The organism is Parafrankia discariae (genome assembly GCF_000373365.1).
Lineage (GTDB): Bacteria > Actinomycetota > Actinomycetes > Frankiales > Frankiaceae > Parafrankia > Parafrankia discariae.
In genome coordinates, this window is the sequence record NZ_KB891179.1 from 1 (window position 1) to 2,147 (window position 2,147).

A 2,147-nucleotide genomic window follows, 5' to 3' on the forward strand; every position below is an offset into this window, starting at 1 on the left:
CCCCCCTCACCGGCCCGGTGCGCGAACTGCTGGCCTGGGCAGGGACGTACACACCGCCCCGGCAGGCGCCGCACCGGCCCGAGCCGGGCGACGAGCAGCGTCCGACGACCGAACCCGGAGTTTGACGGAGGGGCGGTTCGCCCCTGCCCTCGGGCTCCAGCCTCCAGACCGGAGACCACCGGCGGACGCCGAAAAGGCTCAGGCCCCGCCGGCGCGGGCGGAGGCGTCGCGGCGCAGCAGGTCGGCGAGCGAGGTCGCCGGGTGCCCGGTCAGCTCCGGGATGTCGGTGGTGACGGTGGCGAGCTCGCCCGCGGCGATGGCCGTGTACGTCGAGACCCAGGCGTCGACCTGCCAGGCCGGAGCCCCGAACCCGGCGCGGGACGCGTACGCCTCGTCCGGTGTCTCCGGCCGGTAGGCGATCCGCCGGCCCGTGGCCTCGGTGAGAGCGGCCGCCACCTGATCGAGGGTCAGCGCCCGCGGTCCGGTCAGGGAGTAGGTCCGGCCCGCGTGCGGGGACGGGGCGAGCAGCACGGCGGTGGCGGCGTCGGCGATGTCGTCCTGCGCGACGGCGGCGACCCGCCCGTCGCCGGCGGGACCCCGGATGACGTCATCCAAGCCGACCAGCGCGGGCAGGAAGTCGGCGTAGAGGTTGTCGCGCAGAAAGGTGAACCGCAGGCCCGTGGCCGCGTGCACGTCGCGGATGTGCCGCTCGGTGGCCGCGTGGTCGCGCCCGAGCGTGAAGGTGCAGGTCGGTGACGCGCCGTAGAACGACACGTAGACAAGATGGGTGACCCCGGCGGCGGTCGCCGCGTCGATGAAGGCCCGATGCTGGTCGACCCGGTCCGCGCTCTCCGCGGCGGACACCATCAGCAGCGTCGTGACGCCCGCCAGCGCCGCGCGGGCGTCCACCGGCGCGCCGAACGAGGCGCGGACGGCCGCGGCGCCCGGCAGGCTCGGCGCGCGATCCGGGTCGCGGACCACCAGGCGCTGCGCGACACCACCCGCGGCGAGCCGGCGCGCGACCCGGCCACCCAGCCGCCCGGTGGCCCCGGTGACGCCGATCTCAGGCCGGCGCCCGCCTCCGGCCTGTCTTCGGGCCTGTCCTCGGCTGGTCGGTTCGGCACATCCACCAGTCAAACACCCGGGCCGCCCGTCGCCCCCGAACGGACACCGTCGCGCCGACCCGTTCCATCGACCGGTTCCGTCGGACCCGCTGCGCTGTCAGTGGGCGGAGGAGCCGGACATCGTCGCCCACCGGGTTCGCCAGGACATCAGCGACCAGCGGGAGGCGCCGCTCATGATCGAACCGATGCTGGCGAAGGAGGCGACACTGAAGATCGACGCGGTCGACCCGATCGAACCGATGGACAACGCCGAGCCGACCGAGCCGATCGACAGGACGGAGCCCTTCGACCACAGGCAGAGGACGGAGTCCTCGGAGCCGATCGACAGCAGGGACTTGCCGCGCGTGTGCATGGGTTCCATCCTGTCGGCTCGGGTGCCTGTCGCGCTGGAACTTCTTTCCGTTTTCCACCCGGTGGACAGCCCAGGCCCGAACAGGCCACCGGGCGGCCGTCCGGGCGCCGCCCTCTCCGGTCAGCCCTGACAGTCGAGCACCTCTAACCCAGATCTTTCGTGCCTCGGCCAGGTGTGATCACGAACTGTCCTGCCACCCTTGTTGATGTTGAGTTATGTCGCTTGGCCGGACTCGTGTCGCGGCGGGTGCCCCGGCTGTCGCGCGGGGTGGGCGCCCGGTCCACGTCCGGGGTGGTGTTCTTTCTGCTTGGCGGGGTGGGAGGGCTGTGGCCGGGTTATCCCGGGGCGGGCAGGGCGCGCAGGGTGGTGATCGCGTCGGCGGCGAGTGGTGTCCAGGGGTGGTGGGCGGCCAGGTGCAGCACGGTCTGGCGGGCGTGTCGGGCGAGCCGTCCTGCCAGCCAGAACAGCCGGTGGCGCAGCCGTTTCGGTTCCCAGCGTCGGGCGGGCTGGTCCGGCAGGGCGAGCAGCTGGGTCCAGGCGATCAGGTCGAGGGCGAGCGCGACGAGGGCGCACCAGATCTGGTTCTGGGCGAAGTCGTGCAGCGGCAGGTTCGTCAGGCCGGTGTCCTTCGCGCCGCGGATGCGGTCCTCGCAGCGGGCGCGGCGGCGGTG

Annotated in this window: 3 protein-coding genes; all 3 read right to left on the reverse strand. The window is 73.5% G+C overall.

Annotated elements, in window-relative coordinates:
* Window positions 1–198 precede the first annotated feature (198 nt).
* Entirely contained in the window at window positions 199–1,137 is a 939-nt protein-coding gene (locus B056_RS0109625) for an SDR family oxidoreductase (RefSeq protein ID WP_018501653.1), read from the reverse strand.
* A gap of 84 nt (window positions 1,138–1,221) precedes the next feature.
* On the reverse strand, window positions 1,222–1,476 hold the full coding sequence (locus B056_RS0109630; RefSeq protein ID WP_018501654.1) for a hypothetical protein: 255 nt from the start codon (window positions 1,474–1,476) through the stop codon (window positions 1,222–1,224).
* A 335-nt stretch (window positions 1,477–1,811) separates the two neighbouring features.
* Window positions 1,812–2,147, reverse strand: a 336-nt coding sequence (locus B056_RS35965; protein ID WP_018501655.1) for an IS1380 family transposase, incomplete at its 5' end; no start/stop codon positions are given.